16 protein-coding genes are annotated in these 21,146 nt (G+C 65.7%); 5 read left to right on the top strand and 11 right to left on the bottom strand.

What is annotated here, in order from left to right:
* Positions 1-35: 35 nt before the first annotated feature.
* From SIL87_RS03815 to flgE, 3 genes are read right to left on the bottom strand one after another with little or no spacing between them, the layout of a single operon-like run.
* Positions 36-1,109, bottom strand: a complete 1,074-nt coding sequence (locus SIL87_RS03815) for a flagellin (RefSeq protein WP_319612883.1) — start codon at positions 1,107-1,109, stop codon at positions 36-38.
* Positions 1,106-2,446: a flagellar hook-associated protein FlgK gene (gene flgK / locus SIL87_RS03810; protein ID WP_319612882.1), complete on the bottom strand. Its 1,341-nt coding sequence runs from the start codon at positions 2,444-2,446 to the stop codon at positions 1,106-1,108. Before flgK ends, SIL87_RS03815 begins: the two co-directional genes overlap by 4 nt.
* 40 nt (positions 2,447-2,486) lie before the next feature.
* Entirely contained in the window at positions 2,487-3,806 is a 1,320-nt protein-coding gene (gene flgE / locus SIL87_RS03805; protein ID WP_319612881.1) for a flagellar hook protein FlgE, read from the bottom strand.
* Positions 3,807-4,114: 308 nt separating this feature from the next.
* Here flgE and SIL87_RS03800 point away from each other — a divergent pair, with 308 nt between their 5' ends.
* Positions 4,115-5,737: a flagellar hook-length control protein FliK gene (locus SIL87_RS03800; RefSeq protein ID WP_319612880.1), complete on the top strand. Its 1,623-nt coding sequence runs from the start codon at positions 4,115-4,117 to the stop codon at positions 5,735-5,737.
* A gap of 29 nt (positions 5,738-5,766) precedes the next feature.
* Positions 5,767-6,573 (top strand): flagellar hook assembly protein FlgD, encoded by an 807-nt coding sequence (locus SIL87_RS03795; RefSeq protein WP_319612879.1) that lies wholly within the window; start codon positions 5,767-5,769, stop codon positions 6,571-6,573.
* A gap of 60 nt (positions 6,574-6,633) precedes the next feature.
* Here SIL87_RS03795 and SIL87_RS03790 read toward each other — a convergent pair whose 3' ends face one another.
* On the bottom strand, positions 6,634-7,245 hold the full coding sequence (locus SIL87_RS03790; protein ID WP_319612878.1) for a hypothetical protein: 612 nt from the start codon (positions 7,243-7,245) through the stop codon (positions 6,634-6,636).
* A 222-nt stretch (positions 7,246-7,467) separates the two neighbouring features.
* On the opposite strand from SIL87_RS03790, the gene SIL87_RS03785 reads away from it, so the two are divergent.
* Positions 7,468-8,490, top strand: a complete 1,023-nt coding sequence (locus SIL87_RS03785) for a hypothetical protein (RefSeq protein ID WP_319612877.1) — start codon at positions 7,468-7,470, stop codon at positions 8,488-8,490.
* Positions 8,491-8,636: 146 nt separating this feature from the next.
* On the opposite strand, the gene SIL87_RS03780 is transcribed toward SIL87_RS03785, so the two are convergent.
* Complete coding sequence (locus SIL87_RS03780; RefSeq protein ID WP_319612876.1) at positions 8,637-9,677, bottom strand: DUF707 domain-containing protein; 1,041 nt, start codon at positions 9,675-9,677, stop codon at positions 8,637-8,639.
* Positions 9,678-9,798: 121 nt separating this feature from the next.
* Here SIL87_RS03780 and metZ point away from each other — a divergent pair, with 121 nt between their 5' ends.
* Positions 9,799-11,010: an O-succinylhomoserine sulfhydrylase gene (gene metZ / locus SIL87_RS03775; RefSeq protein ID WP_319612875.1), complete on the top strand. Its 1,212-nt coding sequence runs from the start codon at positions 9,799-9,801 to the stop codon at positions 11,008-11,010.
* Here metZ and SIL87_RS03770 read toward each other — a convergent pair.
* The 6 genes from SIL87_RS03770 to kdpF all read right to left on the bottom strand — a co-directional run bounded on the left by SIL87_RS03770 (position 10,977) and on the right by kdpF (position 19,202).
* Entirely contained in the window at positions 10,977-11,678 is a 702-nt protein-coding gene (locus SIL87_RS03770; RefSeq protein ID WP_319612874.1) for a response regulator, read from the bottom strand. The two genes, metZ and SIL87_RS03770, sit on opposite strands and share 34 nt — an antisense overlap.
* A 244-nt stretch (positions 11,679-11,922) precedes the next feature.
* Complete coding sequence (locus tag SIL87_RS03765) at positions 11,923-14,508, bottom strand: sensor histidine kinase KdpD (protein WP_319612873.1); 2,586 nt, start codon at positions 14,506-14,508, stop codon at positions 11,923-11,925.
* A 9-nt stretch (positions 14,509-14,517) separates the two neighbouring features.
* Complete coding sequence (gene kdpC, locus SIL87_RS03760; protein WP_319612872.1) at positions 14,518-15,117, bottom strand: potassium-transporting ATPase subunit KdpC; 600 nt, start codon at positions 15,115-15,117, stop codon at positions 14,518-14,520.
* A gap of 14 nt (positions 15,118-15,131) precedes the next feature.
* Entirely contained in the window at positions 15,132-17,168 is a 2,037-nt protein-coding gene (gene kdpB / locus SIL87_RS03755; RefSeq protein ID WP_319612871.1) for a potassium-transporting ATPase subunit KdpB, read from the bottom strand.
* A 247-nt stretch (positions 17,169-17,415) separates the two neighbouring features.
* Positions 17,416-19,113: a potassium-transporting ATPase subunit KdpA gene (gene kdpA / locus SIL87_RS03750; RefSeq protein ID WP_319612870.1), complete on the bottom strand. Its 1,698-nt coding sequence runs from the start codon at positions 19,111-19,113 to the stop codon at positions 17,416-17,418.
* 2 nt (positions 19,114-19,115) lie between these two features.
* Positions 19,116-19,202, bottom strand: a complete 87-nt coding sequence (gene kdpF / locus SIL87_RS03745; RefSeq protein WP_319615898.1) for a K(+)-transporting ATPase subunit F — start codon at positions 19,200-19,202, stop codon at positions 19,116-19,118.
* A gap of 567 nt (positions 19,203-19,769) precedes the next feature.
* On the opposite strand from kdpF, the gene SIL87_RS03740 reads away from it, so the two are divergent.
* Positions 19,770-21,110, top strand: coding sequence for a hypothetical protein (locus SIL87_RS03740; RefSeq protein ID WP_319612869.1), 1,341 nt, complete (start codon positions 19,770-19,772; stop codon positions 21,108-21,110).
* Positions 21,111-21,146: the final 36 nt, after the last annotated feature.

Raw genomic sequence — 21,146 nt, 5'->3', positions numbered from 1 at the left:
CGCCGAACAGATTAACGCCCGGTGAAGACAATCCCTCAAATATACTGGGTGAGGGACATTGTTTTCATCGCGGCGATGAGTTGGTACGATGCCTGCAACTGCGTCTGCGTCGATGACAGGTTGGCCAGTGTGCTGGTCATGTCGACCTGATCGAAACTGGCGAGCTGGGTGCTGAGCGCGGTGGAGGTCGCTTGCAGGTTGGTCGATTGCGTGGCGAGCGAGGCCTGGTTGTTGCCGAGGACCCCGGCATCCTGGGCCATGGTGCCGATAGCGCTGCTCAACGTATTCGCGGTGGTGGCCGCGAAGCCGGCAAAGCCCGAGGTCCCGACATCGGCAGTACTCATGCTGCCGATGGTGGCCAGCGCGGTCATGATGTCACCCATGTAGGACCCGGTCGTGTCAGGTCCGGTGGATGGGACGAAGGCATTCGCGGTGGCCGAAATTCCGGTCGTGATCATGGCCCCGTCAGCGCCTGCGACCTGAGGTAAGGGCGTATTCGTGCCGATCGGCGCGTTGAACGGGCTCCGGGTGCTTGCGGCACTGAATATCGCCGCGGTGGTCGCGCTCGCGCCACTGGTCGCAAGCCCCGATACCGCGCTCTGGATCGCGGTGAAAAAGCTGGAACTCGTGATGGCGGGCGCATTCGGGACCGGTGCGGTGCCGCTGTTCTGACCGCCGAAGATATAGGTCGATCCGTCCTGGGTATTGAGCAGCCCGGCAATCTGGACCATCGCCTGTCTGGCGCTGGCCGCCGCCGTCGTCATGCTCTGCGGACTGATGGCGTTGACTTGCTGGAACTGGCTCAGCGCCGCAGTCGCGATCTGGCTGATCGTGGTGATCGTGGATTGCTGCACGCCCATCTGGCCGGCAACCGCGTTGAGCGTGGAGACCGTGTTATTGATCCCGGCGATCTGTGGCGCGATCGAGAGCGCCCCGGCAGCCGAGCCGGTCGTTGCGTTGTCGAGCCCGGCATAAGTGCCGGCGACATATCCGGTGGATGATTGGGTGGTGAGTTGGCTGAGCCGTGCGTAGGTCGCCCCGGAATCGGCGATCAGCTGCTGCATCAGCCCGTAACTGCCGCCGGTCAGCCCGGAAATTGAACCGCTCATGAGATCATCGCCTCCTCGGTCTGCCACATCTGCTGGGCGATGCTGACGACTTTTGCATTTGCCGCGTAGGCGTTCTGTAACGTGACTAGCAGGCCCATCTGCTGATCGACGCTGACGCCGCTGGTGGTGGACGCCTGGGTGGTCAGCGCGCTGGTGAGCGACGTGGCGGCGGTACTGGCGGTTTGGGCCGCGCTGCTGACCGACGCTTCCTGAGCGGTGAATCCGGTGGTCGTGGTGGCGAGAGTGCCGGTGCTGCCGTTGAGGGTATTGGACAGGATGGTGCCGATCAGGCCGGTGAACCCCGCATCACCACTCGTATTGACGTTCGCCGGCGTACCGTCGCGGATCAGAGCCGGATTTTGCGTCACGGCGGGATTGACGGTGATCTGGCTGGAAAAGCCGGATGCCGCCGTGGCGCTGGCACCCGCAGGCGTGAACAGGGTCAGACCTGAGGCGGTGAAGCTGTTGGCCAGGGTGGCGGCGACATTGTCGAGACCGGATTGGAGATCGGGCAAGGTGCTCGATGCAAGCTCCAGGTTGGCGCCGATCGACCCTGTGGTGATACTGGCGGTCACGTTCCGGGTGCCGAGCATCACCGCCCCGGTTCCGGAAACGCTCAGCTGTGGGGCGCCGGAGGTCGGCAACTGCAGGCCCGACGGGGTGTAGAGCGCGATCGCGCCGGTGGGCTGAGCGATCAATTTCGCGCCGGTCAGCCCGGCAATGGTCTGCACGAGGGCATCGCGCTGGTTCTGCAGATCCGCGGTGCTCCTGCCTTGCTGGGCGAGGCTGATGATCTGGTTGTTGAGGGTGCCGACCTGGGTGAGCGACGCGTTGAGGGATTTGATCCCGGCGACCACATTGCCCTGAGAGGTCGTGACCGCGCTGCCCAGCGCGCTGGCGATGGTGTTGATCTGGTTGGACAGGTTCTGCGCCGTCCCGACGACCGCCGATTGCTGGACGGTATTGCCGGGATCGCTCAGCAGGGTGGTAAACCCCGACTGGAGATTGCCGAGCAGGCTCGACAGATCGTTGCCCTGACCGGGGGTACCCATGACCTGATCGATCCCGGTGAGTGCGGAAGCGGTGGTCTGCTGGAACGACTGATCGGCGACCGAGGCGTTGAGCTGGGATTGGATGCTGGTGTTGACCAGCTGGATCGCCGGCCCGGCGCTGACGCCGGTGCCGAGCCCCTGCGCCGAGGTGGCGGTGAGGGAGACCGACTCGGCCGAATAGCCGGCGGTGTTGGCGTTTGCGACATTCTGCGAGACGACCGAGAGTTGCGCCTCGATCGCAGCAAGGCCGCTATTGGCGATGGACAGACCGGATGCGATGCTCATGATGGGAAGTATCCGCTGAAATGATTAACGCTCGGTTTATTTACTGGACCATGTTCACGACGGTCTGGAGGAGCTGCTGCGCCGTGGTGATGACTTTGGAATTGGCGGTATAGGCCTGCTGGGCGGTGATCAGGTTGGTGAACTGGGTCGCGATATCGACGTTCGAGCTTTCGATCGAACCGGTGACCAGACTGCTGCCGTTGCTGCCAACCGCATTGACCGTCGCGGCGCCGGAGCCCTGGCTCGCGGTGTAGAGCTGACCGCTCTGGTTTTGCAGCGCATCCGGCGCATCGAATGTCGCGATCGGGATCTGGGCGACCGATTTCGAGAAGCCGTTGCTGTAATTCACCGTGATGTTGCCCTGGGTATCGATCGAAAGATTGCTGAAATTGCCGGGGGGCGAACCATCCTGGGTCGCGCCCTGGAGGTTGAGACTGGTCCCGGCATACTGGGTCAGGCCGGCGGTGCCGCCATAGGTGCCGAAATTTAGGGTGATCGGTTGCGCGCCGCTGCCGAAATCGGCGGGGATCGTCAGGGTGGCCTCGTTGCCATCGGTGTTGGGGGTTGCGCTCGCATTGGCGGTACTGGTCTTCAGGGTACTGAGGGTGCCGCTCGCGGCGGCGGTATCGGCACCGGTCGGGCCGAAGACCATGGTGGCCGAGGCGATCGGGTTGGCGGTGGCGTTGGGCGAGGTGACGTTGAGGTTCCAACTATTGGCTGCGGTGCCCTGGGTCCAGTTCAGGCTGAGCTGCTGCATGTTGCCGAGCGCATCGTAGACATCGACCTGGGTACTGACCGGCGTGGTCGAGGTCGGGGTTGCGGGGGTGGTCGGAAGCGCCGCGGCGATGGTGACGTTGCCGGTGGCGATCGGCGGGGTCGCGCCTTCGGAGATCTGGATCGGCGCAAGGGTCGATGTGTTGACGGTGCCGTTCGTGATCGGCCAGGCGTTGAGATAGGCGCCGGACCCGTTGACGAGATAGCCTTCCTTATTCAGCGAGAAATCGCCGGCGCGGGTGAAATATTGCTGGGCCTGGAACGCCTGGCTCGTGCTGCTGGTCGAGGTGTTGGAGGTAGGTTCGCTGACGGCGAAATAACCTTGACCGCTGATGGCGAGCGCCAGAGGATCGGTGCTCTGGGTTACGGTGCCCTGCACGGTGTTGGTATAATCGGGGTGCGCGACGACGGAATCCGCACCGTTCGAGGTGGGCGTGCTCTGCACCAGGTAATTGATGAAATTGGTGTCGACTCCCTTGTAGCCGGTGGTCTGGCTGTTCGCGATATTGTCGCTGATATTGGTGAAGGCGCTCGATTGCGCCTGCATGCCGCTCACCGAGGTATCCAACGCTCCGAAAATCGACATCCTGTCCTCATGCTCCGATGAAATACGCGTTCAGTCCGTTCCGGCACCGCAATCCGGCCCCCATGGGTGCCGCCGTGCACCGGGTTGCCGCATCCGGTGGGGCGAACCAGTTAAGCAGGAAGTGTGCCAAGGCTGCGGGATCAGAGAATCGCTGGAATCGGGCCTTCAGCATGAGGGACAACCCGGCAAAATGTGCCGACAGGACGGATGGTGCCCGGCAGACTCTGCCGGTTCGGAGGCGGGGTGAGGGCTGGCGCGCCGGTTGAAGCCGGATCGGCGTTGGCAGGAGATTTGCATTAGCGGATGACATGAGCATCTCACCTGCGCCTTCGATCGGACAATCTGCGGCGGCGCCTGCCGGCAGCAATGTCGTTGTTGCGGCCTCCTCGCCGGACGGCGGTGCTGGTGCGCCGGTGGCGGCCCCTGCGGCGACAGTGACAAAGGCTGGCGGCGGGTTTGCGAAGGCGCTGAGTGTCGCCGTGCCGCAGGCTGCGGCGGGTCGCGTCGGGTCAGGTTCGTCGATCGCGAAAGGGGTATCGGCTGCAGGACCGGCGAGCGCGGTAGTTGCCGATGTCCCGAAAGCCGCCTCGGTTAAGGGCGGTCGGGTTGCGAGTTCCGATACGGCAAGCGCCGCTGAAGTCGGCACGGTTGCGATAACGGCTGATCCTGCCGGAGCCACCGCGACTGAGAAGGCGCCCTCCGTGACGGGCAGCACCGGGTCGGACAAGAGCACGGTGAAGGACAAGACCAAGCGGTCCGCGACGTCGGCCACCCCTGCCCCGCCGGTGGCGAGCGGGGCGCCGGGGGACGCGCCGCCGATTGTGCCACCGCTCGCCGTTCCATTGGGTCTGAACATGGCGCCAGGAGGGGCTGTGGCGGAGGCGCCGGTTGTTTCGGTGCCGGAGTCGAGCGGTGGCGGGGGAGCGACGGCGTCGGCGCTAACGGGCAGCGGGACTGGCCAACAAGCGGATATTGGTCGGGCGGCCGCAAACGCGGCGAAGACGACTACCATTGGTTCATCGCTGGACGGGTTGACGATTCAGGCTCCGGGGACGCCGGTCAGCGGGGTCGTTTCGGGTGGCTTGGCGGCGCACGCTGCGGTGGCGACTGCCGGACCTGCTGTCGATGCGGTGCCGGCAGGAGAAGGTGCCGGGACGCCGGGCCATGCACCGCCGGTGACGGCGTCCGCCTCCCCGACCGGTACAGTGGTCAATGTCGCCGGATTGATGGCCGCCGGGTCGCTCGCCCCGGGTTTGGCGGTTGGCACCGAGGCGGTGGCATCGGCGGGTTCCGGGGGTTCGGGGGTGGTGGCGAGCAGCCCTGTGAGTGCTGCGGCGACGCAGGTGGCGGCGGCTCTCGTCGGCAGCGGGCCGATTCCGGCCGATGCGTCCGGCGCGGCCGGCGGGACCCGTTTGACGATCATGATGGCGCCACCTGCAATCGGGACGGTGACGGTGCAGATCGATACCATGGCGGCGGGGGGGACGGCGGTGAGTATCGGTGCGACCCATCCGGCGACGCTGGCGGCGCTGCAGACCGATCATTCGGCTTTGGATCAGATGCTGACCCAGGCAGGCGTGGCGCTCGATCATCGGAGTGTGAGTTTTCATCTCGAACCGGTGCGACAGGACGCGAGCGGGTCGGGCACCGGGGGGAGCGGTGGGTCTTTTGGCATGAGCCAGGGGGGGGCGGGACAGAATGGTGGCCAAGGGGGGAGCCAGGGTTGGTACGGACAGGGCAGTGCTTTGCCTGGTGGAGGGGCGGGTCAGGGCGGGGGCGATCGGCGGGCGGCGTCCGGTTCGTTCGGATCGGGTGAGGCGGCGCAGGTTTATGACCGTCAGGGTGTTGCGACATCGGCTGCGGTGATTGCGGCCGGGGTGCTCGGTGCGGGCGCGGGGCTGCAACGATTCGGGCTTGATGTCATTGCGTGAAATCAGTGGATTGATGAAGGAGTTTTTCGATGTCGGGTAGTATCGCCAGTGTCGCTTATCAGCAGAGCCAGTTGACCGCGGCGGCCAATGCCGCGGCTGCGGGGTTGACCAATACGACGACGACCAATGGCAGTAGCGGTTCGGCGGGTTCGGCGTCCGCAAGCGGGACGGCTTCGAGCAGTTCTTCGGGCAGTGCCACGTCAGGCAGCACGGGGGCGCTGGGGGCGCTGTCGAGCAATTACAATGATTTTCTGACCATGCTGACCACTCAGTTGCAGAATCAGGACCCGACCAGCCCGATGGATTCCAGCCAGTTCACCTCGGAACTCGTGCAGTTTTCGAGCGTTGAGCAGCAGATCAACACCAATACCAGCCTGGGGCAGTTGATCCAGCTGACCCAGGCTGGCGATCTGACCCAGGCGAGCTCGATGCTGGGCAGCCAGGTCAGCGCGACGTCGAGCCAGTTGCCCTTGCAGAACGGCAAGGCGAGCCTGAGCTTCACCGCCCCTGCTGCCGAGCCGGTTGCGATTGCGGTTTATAACAGCGCGGGGACGCAGATTCTGGATACCGCGATCAATGCGACCCAGGGCAGCAATACCTGGACCTGGAACGGCCAGGATGCGACGGGCACGACGGTGCCGGATGGGGCCTATAATGTTGCGGTGATGGGCCAGGGCAGTACCGGCACCGCCACGGCGCTGCCGTTCACGGTGACCGGGACCGCGACGGGTGTGACCAGCGGGACGAATTCGGTATCGCTCGATCTCGGGGCGCTTTCGGTGCCGTTCACCTCGGTGACCAGCGTGAGCAAGGCAGCGGCGACCTCCGGTTCGTGAGCGGGGGCGTCGGTTTCGTTATTACATCGTAATGATATGGACGTGCGGGGGCCGGGCGCATCAGCGGGTTTTTTTCGGGGTTGGTGTTGCCGGGAGGCCCAGCGCGTCCCAGCAGCCGATCAGGGTGAACCCGTAATCGCGGGGTTGGCGCGGCTTCGGCGGTTTCGGGGGCCGTGGTTTGCGGATCGGGAGTGGCAGGCGGAGGCAGGCGGGCGGCTCGATGCCGAACATGCGGCAGAGCGGGCGCAGGATGCGACCGATTTTCGGGGTTTCGGTGGCGAGCGTTTGCACGGTGCCGTCTGACAGCAGGATCGCGAGTTCGGTGCGGGCGGCTTCGATTTCGGTGACGAGTTCCGGGAGGTAGATCGGGGCGAGGTGCACCAGCCAGGCGGTACAGCGCATCATTGGGCCCGGCGGACGATCGGCGACGCGGCGGCGGGCGTTGGTGGTGGTGGTGGGATTCGGGCGGGGTTTCATGGCGCGGTCGGGGGCGATGGCGGCCCGGACCAGACGGCAGATGAAATATTCGAGGTGCCAGATCAGCGTTTCGAGCAGATGTTCCGACAAGGTGCGGCTGGGCGGCTGGCGCGTCACGGTGATCGCGAGATCCCGCAGGATCCGGAGGAAGTGGGCGATCGGGTGGGTGGGGTGAGAGGGCGCGGTGCTGGACACGCCCTTCATTAATCACATGGGGTGGGGGGTGAGAAAGCGGAAAAAGAGGGTGCCTGTCGGATCGGGGTTATCGCGTTGCAGATCGAGGCGAGATCGTCACGGGTTTAGAGCGGCGAAGTGTGTATGAAATGGGGCGTTGAGAGGGTTGGGGCGGCATGATCTTTTTCAGGATCCGCCGTTCTGGTTGAGCCTTCGTTAACCAGACGCTGCCAAAGTACCGGAATGATCGAACATCGGACGGATCGGGCGGGGTTGATCGTCGCGGGGGCGGATGAAGCGCCATGTGACGATGTGCCGCGACGGCTCGATTTCACCGGGGAGTTCGGGGCCGAGATCAATTCCTTCATCCCGTTCGTCCATTTCCTGCATCGGAGCGGGCGGATGGCGGGGCGGGTGGTGACGACCTATGCCGGGATGCGCGCGTTCTATTTTTTTCTCGATGACCGGCAGATCGAATTTCGCGATGAACCGCGCCGTTATGTGCCGCCCGCCTTGCGGCCCGCCTGGCTGCCCAACCGGGACGATCATGCCGCGATCCGCTCGCCGTTCGAGTTGTTCCCCGATTACCGGGCGCGGTTCCGCTCGGGGATGTTCGCGGCGGACCGGCCCCTGCTGGTGGTTCATAACAAGGTGACCCCGGAATGGGGGCAGGCCCCGGTGAATATGCTGCCGCTCGACCTGCTCGACCGGATTTTCGGGATGCTCGGGCGGTGGTTTCGGATCGTTTATCTGCGTCCGGGGATGCGCGGAACGCCGCCGGGCTATTCGGTCGATCATCAGCCCGATCTGCCGTTCGACGATCTGGCGGTGCTGCGCGGCCACCCCGATGTGGTGATCTTCGACGAGTTGAGCGAGGCGTTCGCGCCCGCTTTGTCGTATAACGAGGTCAAGCTGCGCCTGTATGCCGATGCCCATTTCCATATCACGGTGCAGGGGGGGAACGCGCATCTGCTCTCGTTGTTCAAGGGCGGGATGGTTGCGGTTTTCCATCGGGCGGGGCAGGAGATTTTTCATTCCTACGCCCATGGCCATTTCAGCTATGCCGCCTCGCCACCGCCGCTGTGGTTGATCTGCCGCGATACCGCCGCGTTGCTCCGTGGCGTGACGCTGTTTCCGCAGGCGCGGCTGAGCGGGGATACGGTTGTGCTGCCGACAGGCGCTGGCGCGGTTGCCGCCTCATTGTCGCCGCTCGCGCAGATCGAGATGCGTCCTTCAGGCGTGCCCGGAGGTATCGGGCAGGCGTGACCCCTGCCCTCGCCCGGTTGCTGCGCCGCCCGGTTGCGCGCTGATCGGTTGCGTGGTGATCGGTTGCGCGCTGATCGGTCGCGTGATGACGGGTCACGCCCTGATGGGTCGCGACTTGATGGGTCGCGCGGGGCGCGGTCGTCTGGTCAGTCGAGCCAGGGGAGCGGCTCGCGGAAGATGCAGCCGTGGATGCGGTGGTCCATGTGGGTGGCACCGTATTTCGCGACGATCGCCTTCAATTCCGCGCGCGCGACATCACGGTCGGTATTGACGCCGCAGGGACGGGTGTGGGTGACCGCGCACTCATCGATCACCGCGATGCGGTGTTTCGGATAGCCGAGCAGGCGGGGGAAAATCCAGTCATGGCCCCAGCCATAGGCCGTGGCTTCGAGAAGGACCGGCAGGCAGAGCATGGCCGCCGCCGCGCTGAATACCGGGACCATGCCTTCGACGAAATTGGTGTAGCGGAGGCGATAATCGGGGCATTCGTACAGCATGAGGTGGGCCGAGAAGGACTGCCGGGTCAGCGCCGGCTGGGCCAGTTGCAGATCGAACTCGCGGCAGGTCGCGAAGAGGCGATCGACCGTGGACCAGTCTGTCATGATATCGTCATCCGGCAGCCAGATGTGATCGTAGTGACGGATCAGATCGCGGTGTTGATCGAGCCAGCGGCCGATCGGCTGGAGTTTGGGACCGGGCTCGCATTGCGTGAAATCCTGACCCCAATCGGGCGGGTCCTCCCGGCCATACCAGGAGAGGGCGAAATCCCAATCGCGGGTTGCGGCACCGGCCCAGCGCGGGAACAGCCCCTGCGGCCCGGCGCGCATGATGACGAGGTTGCGCCTGCGGGCGGGTGCGGGTGCCGGGGCGGGGAGCGCGCCGATCTGGAGCAGCATGACCGGGCGGGTTTCATTCCAGAGCGGGGAGGTGGCGACGCCATGCAGGCAGATCGGGTCGCTGCCGGGATCGTAGCGGTCGAACCGGGCGGTGATCCGGCGATCCGCGCTGAGGAATTCGAGCTGGCCGCCTTCGATCCGCCAGGCCGTTTCGTTTTTATCGGCGTGGCCGCGGATGCGCCCGCCCGGGCCGAACCCGATGGCATCGGCGATCGGCGTGCCGTCCGCCTGACCGAACGCCCAGAGGCCGGCACGGAGAGACGGTTCGAGAACGGGTGCGATGTGCTGCATGGGGTCTCCGGAAATCAACGATGCCTCCGGGGATAACGCAGATTGTTTAACGGACAGTTAATAAGCCGTGCATACCGGGCCTGATTTGGGAAAATGAGAGTGGTCCGGTTATAGTGGGAGGATGAAACGAACCTATCGCCCTGCCACCACTCTGGTTCATGCCGGTCAGGTCCGGTCCAATTTTGCGGAGAACGCCGAGGCGTTGTTCCTGACCTCGGGGTTCGTTTACGACGATGCCGAGCAGGCGGCGGCGACGTTCCGCGGCGAGGTTGCGCATTATCAGTATTCGCGGTTCGGCAATCCCACCGTGTCGATGCTCGAAGCACGGCTGGCGGCGATCGAAGGGGCGGAAGCCTGCCGGGCGACCGCGACCGGGATGGCGGCGGTGCATGCCGCGATTTTGTGCCATGTGAAGGCGGGGGACCGGGTTGTGGCCTCGCGCGCATTGTTCGGCTCGTGCCACTGGATCGTCACGACGCTGCTGCCGCGCTACGGGATCGAGACCGTGCTGGTCGATGGCGCGGATATTGCGGCGTGGGGCGAAGCCCTGGCGGTGCCGACGGCGCTGGTGCTGCTGGAGACGCCCTCGAACCCGATGCTCGACATCATCGACCTGCGCGCGGTGTCCGACCTCGCGCATCGGGCCGGGGCGATCGTGGTGGTGGATAACGTGTTCGCAACCCCGCTGCTGCAACGGCCATTGGAATTCGGCGCGGATGTGGTGGTGTATTCCGCGACCAAGCACATGGATGGGCAGGGACGCGTGCTCGGCGGCGCGGTGCTCGGGCGCAAGGAGTGGATAGAGACCACGCTGCAGCCGTTCACCCGCAATACCGGCCCCGCACTCTCGCCGTTCAATGCCTGGGTGATCCTGAAAGGGTTGGAGACCATGGCGCTGCGGGTCGCGCAGTCCTGCCGGTCCGCCGCCACGATCGCGGATCATCTGGCGGGGCAGGCGCAGGTGGCGCGGGTGCTGTATCCGTTCCGCGCGGATCATCCGCAATCGGCCCTCGCGCGGGCGCAGATGAGCGATGGCGGGACGCTGGTGACCTTCGAGATGAAGGGCGGCCAGGATGCCGCGTTCCGGCTGATGAACGCACTCGACCTGATCGTGATTTCGAACAATCTCGGCGATTCCAAGTCGATGATGACGCATCCCGCGACCACCACGCACTCGAAAGTGCCGCCGGCCGACCGGGCGCTGCTCGGGATCAGCGAGGGGACGATCCGGTTTTCGGTCGGGCTGGAGGATGTGGCGGATCTGATCGATGATCTCGACGGGGCGCTCGCCGCCCTCGCTCAGCCGCGATCGGTCGCTTCCGCGAGACGGTAGCCGATACCGGGTTCGGTGATCAGGGTGAAGCCGGAGGCGATCAGCTTGCGGCGGAGCTGGCTCACGTAGATCCGCAGATAGGCGATGTCCTCGGTGTGGGCGGGCCCCCAGATCGCGGCGAGAACCTGCCGGTGGGTGAGGACGCGCCCCTGGTTGCGGACGAACAATGCCAGAAGATTATACTGGATGCGGGTAAGGCCGAGATCGGTCGGGACGCCCTCGACCATGAGCGTCGCGGCGCGGCGCTCGGGGTCGAGCGCAAGGGCGCCGAGGGTGAGCTTCGGGCCGGAGTCCGCCGGTTGGGCGTGATGGCGCAGGGCCGCGCGGACCCGGGCGAGCAACTCGCCCAGCGCGAACGGCTTTTCGACGTAATCATGCGCCCCGGCATCGAGCGCCATGATCTTTTCGGCCTCGCGGTCGCGCGCGGACAGGACGATGACCGGCGCGGCACAGAACGCACGTAAACGGGCGAGAACCACCTGACCATCCATGTCCGGCAATCCGAGATCGAGCAGAATCAGATCGGGCGCAGCGGATGCAGCCAGCCGCAATGCCTCGCCCCCGGTATCGGCACGCAGCGCAACATACCCCGCCGCCTCCAGCGCCGGCTTGAGAAACCGATGAATCTGCGGCTCATCATCGACCACCAGTATATTGCCCGTGATCATGCGGGGAGGATGGGGAGTGGGGTGAAGCAAGGCGAGGGGCGCTGCCCCTCGACCCCGCCAAAGGCAGAGCCTTTGGAATCCACTAGTTTCAGGCAAGGGGAGGGCGCGGCCTCGGTGGTTCCGTCGATCTCGCCTGTGTCGCCCTCCCCTTGCCTGAAACTCCGGGGTTCTAAGGGCTCCGCCCTTAGCGGGGGTCCAGGGGGCAGCGCCCCCTGGCCTTCCCTCACTCCCATCCCATCCCCCTTCATGGGCATGGCAATCTGATGGTGATGATGGTGCCGGGGAGGCTGTCGCGGGGGAGGTCGGGGCGGGGGCTGGTGGCGGTGATGGTGCCGTGCATGGTTTCGACGAAGGCGCGGGCGATGGCGAGGCCGAGGCCGGTTCCGGGGGCGATGCGGTCGCCGTGGGCGGCGCGGTAGAAGCTGTCGAAGATGTGGGGCAGGTCGGCGGGGTCGATGCCGATGCCTTCGTCGGCGACCGAGATGGTGGTGGTGGTGGCGTCGCGGCTGGTGCGGATGGTGATGGCGGCGCCGGTCGGGGCGTATTTGATGGCGTTTTCGAGCAGGTTGACGATGGTTTGTTCGAGCAGGGCGGGGTCGGCGGTGATGGTGGGGGCGGTGAGGTTGACGGCGGTGTGGAAGGCTTCGGGGACGCGGGCGATGGCGGCTTCGATCAGGGGGGCGAGGTCGATGGTTTCGCGGCGGGCGACGATCTCGCCGGTTTCGATGCGGGCCATGCCGGTGATGTTGGTGAGGAAGCGGGTCATGCGTTCGACGTCCTGGACGATGCTGGCGAGCAGGTCGGTGCGGGTGGCCTCGGTGAGGGTGGGGACGGCGAGGGTTTCGGCGGCGCCGCGGATGCCGGTGAGCGGGGTTCGCAGGTCGTGCGAGAGGGATGACAGCAGGGCGGTGCGGAGTTTCTGGGTGGCGGCCTGGGCGTTGGCTTCGGCGGCGCGGGCGGCGAGGCGGAGGCGTTCGGTGGCCATGGCGGCCTGATCGGCGAGGGCGCCGAGGGCCTGGGCGAGTGGTTCGGTGAGGGGGGATGCGGGTTGGACGCCGAGCACGCCGATCGTTCCGGCTTCGGTGGCGAGCGGCAGGAAGCGCCACGGGACCAGCGGGAGGGTGATGGTGCCGGCGCCGGTGGCGACGCGGTTGGCGAAGGCGAATTCGGCGGCGGCCTGGGCTGGTTCATCGAGTTCGGGGGAGAGTGGCAGGGTGGAATTTGCGGCCATCAGGACGATGGCGTGGCTGGCGAGGGCGGCGGCTTCGGTTTCGATGGCGGTGCGCAGGGCTGGCTCGTCGGTGGCCCGGGCGAGGGTGCGGCCGAACAGGGCGACGCGGCGCAGGGCGTCGATCCGGCTGCGGGCGGCTTCGGCTTCGATGCGGACGCGGCCTGCGAGGGTGCCGGTGAGCAGGCCGACCGCGAGGAAGACGATGAGGGCGACGACGTCGCGCGGGTCGCCGACCGAGAGGGTGAAGACCGGCGGGAGGAAGAAGAAGTTCCAGAGGAGGAAGCTCGCGAGGGCGGCGAACAGGCCGAGGCGGCGTCCGTAGCGGCTGGCGACGCCGACCACGATGCCGGTGAAGACGAAGCCCATGGCGTCGTGCGGGACGTATGTGCGCAGGAGGAAGCCGAGGGCGGTGGCGAGGGCCATGATGGCGAGGCTGATCGCGTAGGGGAGCAAAGGTTGGCGGGGTCGGGCGGGTTTGGGCTGGGTGGTGCGGGCGGCGGGATCGGGGACGGTGTAGATCGAGTAGGCGCGGGCGCGGCGGGCGAGTTTGGCGGCGAGCGGGCGGCGCCAGGCCCGGGTGGGCGGGCGCGCGAGGACGATATGGGCGACGTTGTGGCGGGAGGCGACATCGAGGGCGGCGGTCGCGGCATCGGCGTTGGTGGTGATTTCGACCGTGCCGCCGAGCTGGATCGCGAGGTCGAGGGCGGACTGGACGCCGACGCCGGATTCGGTTTCGGCGTGGAAGGCGAGCAGCGGGGCGCGGAGGGCTTCGGCGAGGCGGGCGGCGTGGCGGACCACCTGTTCGGCGGCGGGGCCGGTTTCGATGACGGCCATCACGCGTTCGGCGGCGGGCCAGGGGCCGGCGATGGCGCGGGCGCGCATGTAGCTGGCGATGTCGCGATCGACGTGCTGGGCGGCGCGGCGCAGGGCCATTTCGCGCAGGGAGGCGAGGTTGCCGGGGCGGAAGAAGCCGTCGAGGGCGCGACGGGCGAGATCGGGGCGGTAGATCCGGCCCTGTTCGAGGCGGGTGCGGAGTTCGGCGGGGGGAAGGTCGATCAGTTCGATTTCGGCGGCGAGGCCGAGGACGGTATCGGGCAGGGTTTCGGTGACGCGGACGCCCGTGATGCGGGCGACCTGATCGTTCAGGCTTTCGAGGTGCTGGATGTTCAGGGTGGTCCAGACGTCGATTCCGGCATCGAGGATGTCCGCGATGTCCTGCCAGCGTTTGGCGTGGCGCAGGCCGGGGGCGTTGGTGTGGGCGAGTTCGTCGACCAGCAGCAAAGCCGGGTGGCGGGCGATGGCGGCTTCGAGGTCGAATTCTTCGAGGATGTGGCCGCGATAGGGGATGTTCCGGCGTGGCAGGATCGGGAGGTCGGCGAGTTGTTCGGCGGTTTCGGCGCGACCGTGGGTTTCGATCAGGCCGGCGAGGACATCGGTGCCCTCGGCGCGTTTGCGGCGGGCGGCGGCGAGCATTTCCCAGGTTTTGCCGACGCCGGGGGCGGCGCCGAGGAAGATTTTCAGCCGCCCGCGATGCTCGTTGGCCGCAGTGGCGAGCAGGGCGTCGGGGTCAGGCCGATGCTCGGTGTTCTGTGTTGGCATGTGGGGCGATCATGGCGCGGCGAGGCGGCTCAAGGCAAGGTTGAGTTTCAGGACGTTGACATGATCGGTGCCGATGATGCCGAGGATGCGGTGGTGGGCGAGGCGGCTGATCAGGGCGGTGACGGTGGCGGGGGGGAGTTTGCGGGCGGCGGCGATGGACGGGGCCTGACGCGCGGCGTTTTCGAGGGAAATATCCGGGTCGAGGCCGGAGCCGCTGGTGGTGACGGCATCATCCGGCACCGGACCCGGCCCGTAGGCGGCGTGGTAGGCGGCGATGCGGGTTTTGACGTTGGCGATCATGCCCGCATTGGTCGGGCCGGAAGCCGAGCCGCCGGATTCCGCGGCATTGTAGGGGGTGGCGATGGTTTTGCCGCTGGCATCGGTGCCGGTGAGGGCCGAGGGGCGCGGGGTGAACCAGTCCGGGCCGGTGAAATTCTGGCCGATCAGGGCGGAGCCGATGAGTTGGCCATCGTGCCTGATCAGGCTGCCATTCGCCTGGAAGGGAAACAGGGCCTGGGCAAGGCCGGTGAAGGCGGTGGGCAGGGCGACGCCGAGGATGAGGGTGAACAGCAGGACGAGCGAGAGAGCGGGGCGGATTTCACGGTACATGGCGCGGGGTCCGATCAGGTGAAGATGTGAAAGGCGGTGAGGATCATGTCGATCGCCTTGATGCCGATGAAGGGGGCGGCGATGCCGCCGAGGCCGTAGATCAGCAGGTTGCGGCGCAGCAGGGCGGCGGCGCCGACCGCGCGGAACCTGACGCCGCGCAGGGCGAGCGGGACCAGCACCACGATGATCAGCGCATTGAAGATCACCGCCGCGAGGATGGCGCTTTCCGGCGAGGTCAGGCCCATGATGTTGAGCGCCTGCAATCCCGGATAGGTCGCGACGAAGATCGCGGGCAGGATGGCAAAGTATTTCGAGATGTCGTTGGCGATCGAGAACGTGGTCAGCGCGCCACGGGTGATCAGCAATTGCTTGCCGATTTCGACGATCTCGATCAGCTTGGTCGGGTCGCTGTCGAGATCGACCATGTTGCCGGCCTCGCGCGCCGCCTGGGTGCCGGTTTGCATGGCGACGCCGACATCGGCCTGGGCGAGAGCCGGGGCGTCGTTGGTGCCGTCGCCGCACATGGCGACGAGGCGGCCTTCCTCCTGCGCTTTGCGGATGTAGCCGAGCTTGTCCTGCGGGGTGGCCTCGGCGATCATGTCGTCCACCCCTGCCTCGGCGGCGATGGCGGCGGCGGTGATGCGGTTGTCGCCGGTGACCATGATGGTGCGGATGCCCATGCGGCGGAGATCGGCGAAGCGCTCCTTGATGCCGGGCTTGACGATGTCCTTCAGTTCGATCGCGCCGAGCAGCTTTCCGTCCACTGCCAGGGCGAGCGGCGTGGAGCCGGCGCGGGCGATGCGCGAGACCGCTTCGGTGAAGGCGGCGGGCGGCGGGCTGGCGGTGAGTTTCAGCACGGAATCGACCGCTCCCTTGCGCCATGATCTACCGCCGGACTCGATGCCGGAGACCCTTGTGTTGGCGCTGAACGGCACGAGCGTTGCGGTGGCCGGCAGGCGAAGGTCGATCTGGTAACGGTCGCGGACCAGCGTGACGATCGAACGGCCTTCGGGGGTTTCGTCGCCCAGCGAGGCGAAGGCGGCGGCTTCGGCGAGGACGCGCTCATCGACGCCGGGGACCGGATAGAGCGCGGAGGCCATGCGGTTGCCGAAGGTGATGGTGCCGGTTTTATCGAGCAGCAGGGCATCGACATCGCCCGCCGCCTCGACCGCGCGGCCGGAGGTGGCCACTACGTTGAAGCGGATCAGCCGGTCCATCCCGGCGATTCCGATCGCGGATAACAAGCCGCCGATCGTGGTGGGGATCAGGCAGACGAACAGGGCCGCCAGAACCGCGATCGAGAGATGGGTTTTGGAATAGGACGCGAACCCCGGCAGGGTCGCTACCGCGATCACGAAAATGACGGTGAGACCCGCCAGCAGAATGTCGAGCGCGATCTCGTTCGGGGTCTTGCGCCGCTCGGCTCCTTCGACCAGCGCGATCATCCGGTCGAGAAAGGTTGAGCCCGGTTCGGCGGTGATCCGGATCACCAGAAAATCCGATACCACCTGGGTGCCGCCGGTGACCGCCGAACGATCGCCCCCTGCCTCGCGGATTACCGGAGCGGATTCGCCGGTGATCGCGCTCTCGTTCACGCTCGCGATCCCCTCGATGATCTCGCCATCCGAGGGAATGATGTCGCCGGTCTCGACCAGCACGAGATCGTCCTTGTGGAGTTCGGGCGCGGGGGTCGGCTTGAAGATCGTGCGGTCGCGAGGGTCGAGAACGAGCTTCGCCATCGTGTCCGACCGGGCACGGCGCAACGCATCCGCCCGGACCCGGCCCCGGCCCTCGGCCACCGCCTCGGCAAACGTCGCGAACAACACGGTGATCCACAGCCACACCGCAATCACCAGCGAAAACGCCGCGGGCCGCCCGGCCACAACCTCATGAATACCGACCACCGAAACCAGAACCGCAATCACCTCGGTGGTGAAAATCACCGGATTGCGGATCAGATGGCGCGGATCGAGCTTCAAAACCGCATCGCCCGCGGCACGCACGACAATGGCACGATCGAACAGGCGGATCGTATCGACTTGGCTGGTCATTGGCTGATGTCCCATGGGAACGGGGTTTGAACGGGAGGGAAGCAAGGCCAGGGGGCGCTGCCCCCTGGACCCCCGCTAAGGGCGCGGCCCTTAGAACCCTTGAGTTTAAGGCGGGAGGAGGGCTGTCCAGGCGAGATCGACGGAACCACCGAGGGCGCGCCCTCCTCTCGCCTTAAACTGGTGGATTCCAAAGGCTCCGCCTTTGGCGGGGTCGAGGGGCAGAGCCCCTCGCCTTCTGTCCCGCCGTTCAAAACACAGTCCCCTTGAGCATCAGGTACTGTTCCGCCAGGGGGCCGAGGGTATCGGCGGGCATGAATTGGAGGCCGCCGAGGATGATGATGATGCCGATGAGCAGGAGGACGAACAGGGGGGTATCGGTGGGGAAGGTTCCGGTGGAGGGCGGGAGTTTGGGTTTGGCGGCGAGGGAGCCGGCGATGGCGAGGACGGGGATGAGGACGGCGAAGCGGCCGAACAGCATGGCGAGGCCGAGGCCGTAGTCCAGGAGTGGGGTGTTGGCGGCGAGGCCGGCGAAGGCGGAGCCGTTGTTTTCGGTGGCGGAGGTCCAGCCGTAGAGCATTTCGGTGAGGCCGTGGGGGCCTGCGTTTTCGAGCGAGGCGAGGCCGGATTTGGTGAGCAGGGAGAATCCGGTGCCTGCGAGGATGAGCAGGGTTTGGATCAGCACGGCGAGCATGGCGAGTTTGATTTCGCGGGACTGGATTTTCTTGCCGAGGTATTCGGGCGTTCGGCCGACCATGAGGCCTGCGACGAAGACGGCGAGGAGGGCGAACAGGACCATGCCGCAGAGGCCGGAGCCGACGCCGCCGGGGGCGACCTCGCCGAGCTGCATCAGAAAGAGGGGCATGAGGCCGCCGAGCGGGGTGTAGCTGTCAGTGACGGAGTTGACGGCGCCGGTGGAGGTTCCGGTGGCGGCGATGTTGAAGGTGGTGGATTGGGCGATGCCGAAGCGGGCTTCCTTGCCGACCATGTTGCCGGGGTGGGCCATGATGCCGGCGTGGATCAGGATGGGGTTGTTGGCGGCTTCGGCGGCGTAGTCGCCCACCATGGCGAAGCCGAGGATGAGGGCCATGGCGGCGAAGAGGGCGAGGCCTTCGCGTTTGCGGCCGATCATGTGGCCGAAGGCGATGGGCAGGGCGAAGCCGATGACCAGCATGAGCCAGATTTCGAGCAGGTTGGTCATTGCGTTGGGGTTTTCGAACGGGTGGGCGGAGTTGGCGTTGAAGAAGCCGCCGCCGTTGGTGCCGAGTTCCTTGATGGCTTCCTGCAGGGCGACCGGGCCGCGCGCGATGGTCTGGGGCGCGCCGGTGATGGTGTGGAGGTGGGCGAAGGCGTCGAGCGTCATGGGGACGCCGCCGATCAGAAGGAGGGTGGCGGCGAGGAGGGCGATCGGCAGCAGGAGGTAGAGGGTGATGCGGATGATATCGACGTAGATGTTGCCGAGGGATTTGAGGCCGCCGCCGATGAAGCCGCGCATCAGGGCGGCGGCGACGGCGATACCGGCGGCGGCGCTGATGAACATGTGGACCATGAGGCCGAACATCTGCGCACCGTTGGAGATTTGCGATTCCGGCGCGTAGGCCTGCCAGTTTGTGTTGGTGGTGAAGCTGGCGGCGGTGTTGAAGGCGAGCATCGGCGCCATGCCGGCGATGTGCTGCGGGTTGAACGGCAGGTAATATTGCAGGCGAAGGATGGCGTAGAGCAGCAGGAAGTGGATCACGCTGAGCATCAGCAGGGCGATGGCGTAGCTGGTCCAGCCCATCGGGCGGGCGGGATCGATGCCGCAGAGCCGGTAGATGCCGGTCTCGATCGGGGCGAGAAGGCGGGTTTTGCCGGTGAGGATGCGGGCGAGGTAGGCGCCGAGCGGGATGGCGCTGCCGAGGACCAGGATGAGGATGAGCGCGATGAAGAGCAGGCCGTGAGCGGTCATGGTCAGAAATCCTCCGGGCGGACCAGGGCCCAGACGAGGTAGATCAGCAGGCCGAGCGCGACGGCGCCGGCGAGGGCGAGATCGGGCATGGGTTCAGATTTTCGCGCAGAGGGGGACGTAGGCGAAGAACAGCGCGAAGATCGCGATGGCGGCGAGCAGGGAGAGAAGATCGGGCATGGGGTGGCTCCGGGGATGAACGCGGCCCTTTGTCCGCTTCGCGGCATAAAATCGGGAGATCGTTTTCGGGGCGGGGCATAAAGAACGCGTAAAATCGTCCAGCGCCGGCCCGGGCTGAGTGGTATAAAAATAACGCTTATCTGTCTAAAAAATAAATCAAATAAAATTTCAAGGTAATTATAAATATTTTATTGAAATCAGGTCATAGTATGATACAACTTCAAGGGGTATCGCTCGCAGAATGCGGTCCTGACTAAGTGCGATTTATGCGATGAAAGGGATATCCCCCGATGGCGTCGTCCGATCCCGTGGTGCTGATGTTGCCGAGTCGATCGTCGACTTCAGGATCGCAGAAAACTGTCCGGGTGGAAGAGTTGGATGCGGCGCTCCCAGAGGGCCGGGCGGACGGGATTGCTTCGAACGTCACTGAGCTGTCCGTCGCAAAAGTCGCGGTTGTGGAGGCCTTGGAAACTGATCCGGTGCCGGCCGAAACGTCAGGCGGAAGGCCGTTTTATGTATTCGATCGACAGTTCTACGTCGAACGATATGTCGATATCGGGCAATTATTGCAGCAGGACCCGGGTTTCGATGTCGAACGCCATTTCTGGGACCATGGCGCCGATGAGGGACGGGTGCCGTCGCTGGCGTTCAATCCGCATCATGTCACGCATCATCTGACGCGGTTGCTCGGAATCCGGGTGACCGGGCGCGCGGCTATCGATGCCTATTTCAATCTGCCGGAAGCGGACCGGTTCATCCCCAATGGCTGGTTCAATCCGTGGTCGTTCAAACAACTCTACAAGCAGCAGTTTCGTCAGATCCAGACCTTGTTTCCCGATATCAGGGAGTTGAACGACTATCAGACGTTCATTTTTTATCTGGAAAACGTCTATGCCCAGCGGGTCGCGCCGAACGGGCTGTTTGCCGAGGATGAATATCGGGCGGCGCATCCCGATGTTGCGGCGGCGATCGGTGCCGGGAAGCTCTCATCGGGGTTTTATCATTTCGCCACGCGTAATCCGCCGCAGGCCGGGACGCTGCCCGATTACGACCCGCAGCCTCTCGGATATGGCGGGGCGTGGATGGCCGAGCAAAGCTTCGTGCTGTCCGACCATGCCGAGATCGGCAAGGCTTTGTGGTGGTTCGATGAAGGGTTTTATCTGACCGTCTATCCCGACGTGCATGCCATGAAGCGGCGGGGGATCATTCGTTCGGGGCTTGAGCATTTCATGGTCTGTGGCGAGCGCGAGGGCCGGTTGCCGCATCCGGCGCTCGCGTCCCTCGCGACCCGTAAACCCGATGTCGGTCTGCGTGCGGCCCTGGCCGCGATGCCACGGGCGACCGGCAAAATCGGCCTCGATGTGGCGGCGGCGACCGCCGCGCTGCTGCGTGGCCAGCCGCATACGGCGCCGCCCCGGTTGATCGACGAGGCGTTGTGGCGTTCGGTGGCGCGGCCTGCGGTCGATTGTACGATCGACGCGGCGGCTTATTTGAAGGCCAATCCTGATCTTGCGGGTCATGTTGCGCTGCACGAGGCGCAGGACCATTGGCGCGATTGTGGCCTCATCGAGCAGCGGCTGGTGCCGGGGACCAATATTTTCGCGAACCGGGTGCTGCATCTGGAGGATCTGGGCCGGTATTGCGCGGGCGGGGTCAATCTGTTCGGGCCGCTCTCGGTTGCGAGCGGGCTTGGTGCTGCCGCGCGGGGATATCGCGATGCCATGCGTGCGGCGGGCATTACCGTCGATGAATACGATGTCGCGGGGGCGACCCAGCCGGGCAAGGGGTTCGACCCTCAGGAATCCCCCCATTTTCCATAGGTCCAGGTATTGCGCCGATTCGCTGCGATTCTCTAC

It is taken from the genome of Acidiphilium acidophilum (assembly GCF_033842475.1).
GTDB lineage: Bacteria > Pseudomonadota > Alphaproteobacteria > Acetobacterales > Acetobacteraceae > Acidiphilium > Acidiphilium acidophilum.
This window is presented reverse-complemented; position numbering and strand designations above follow the sequence as displayed.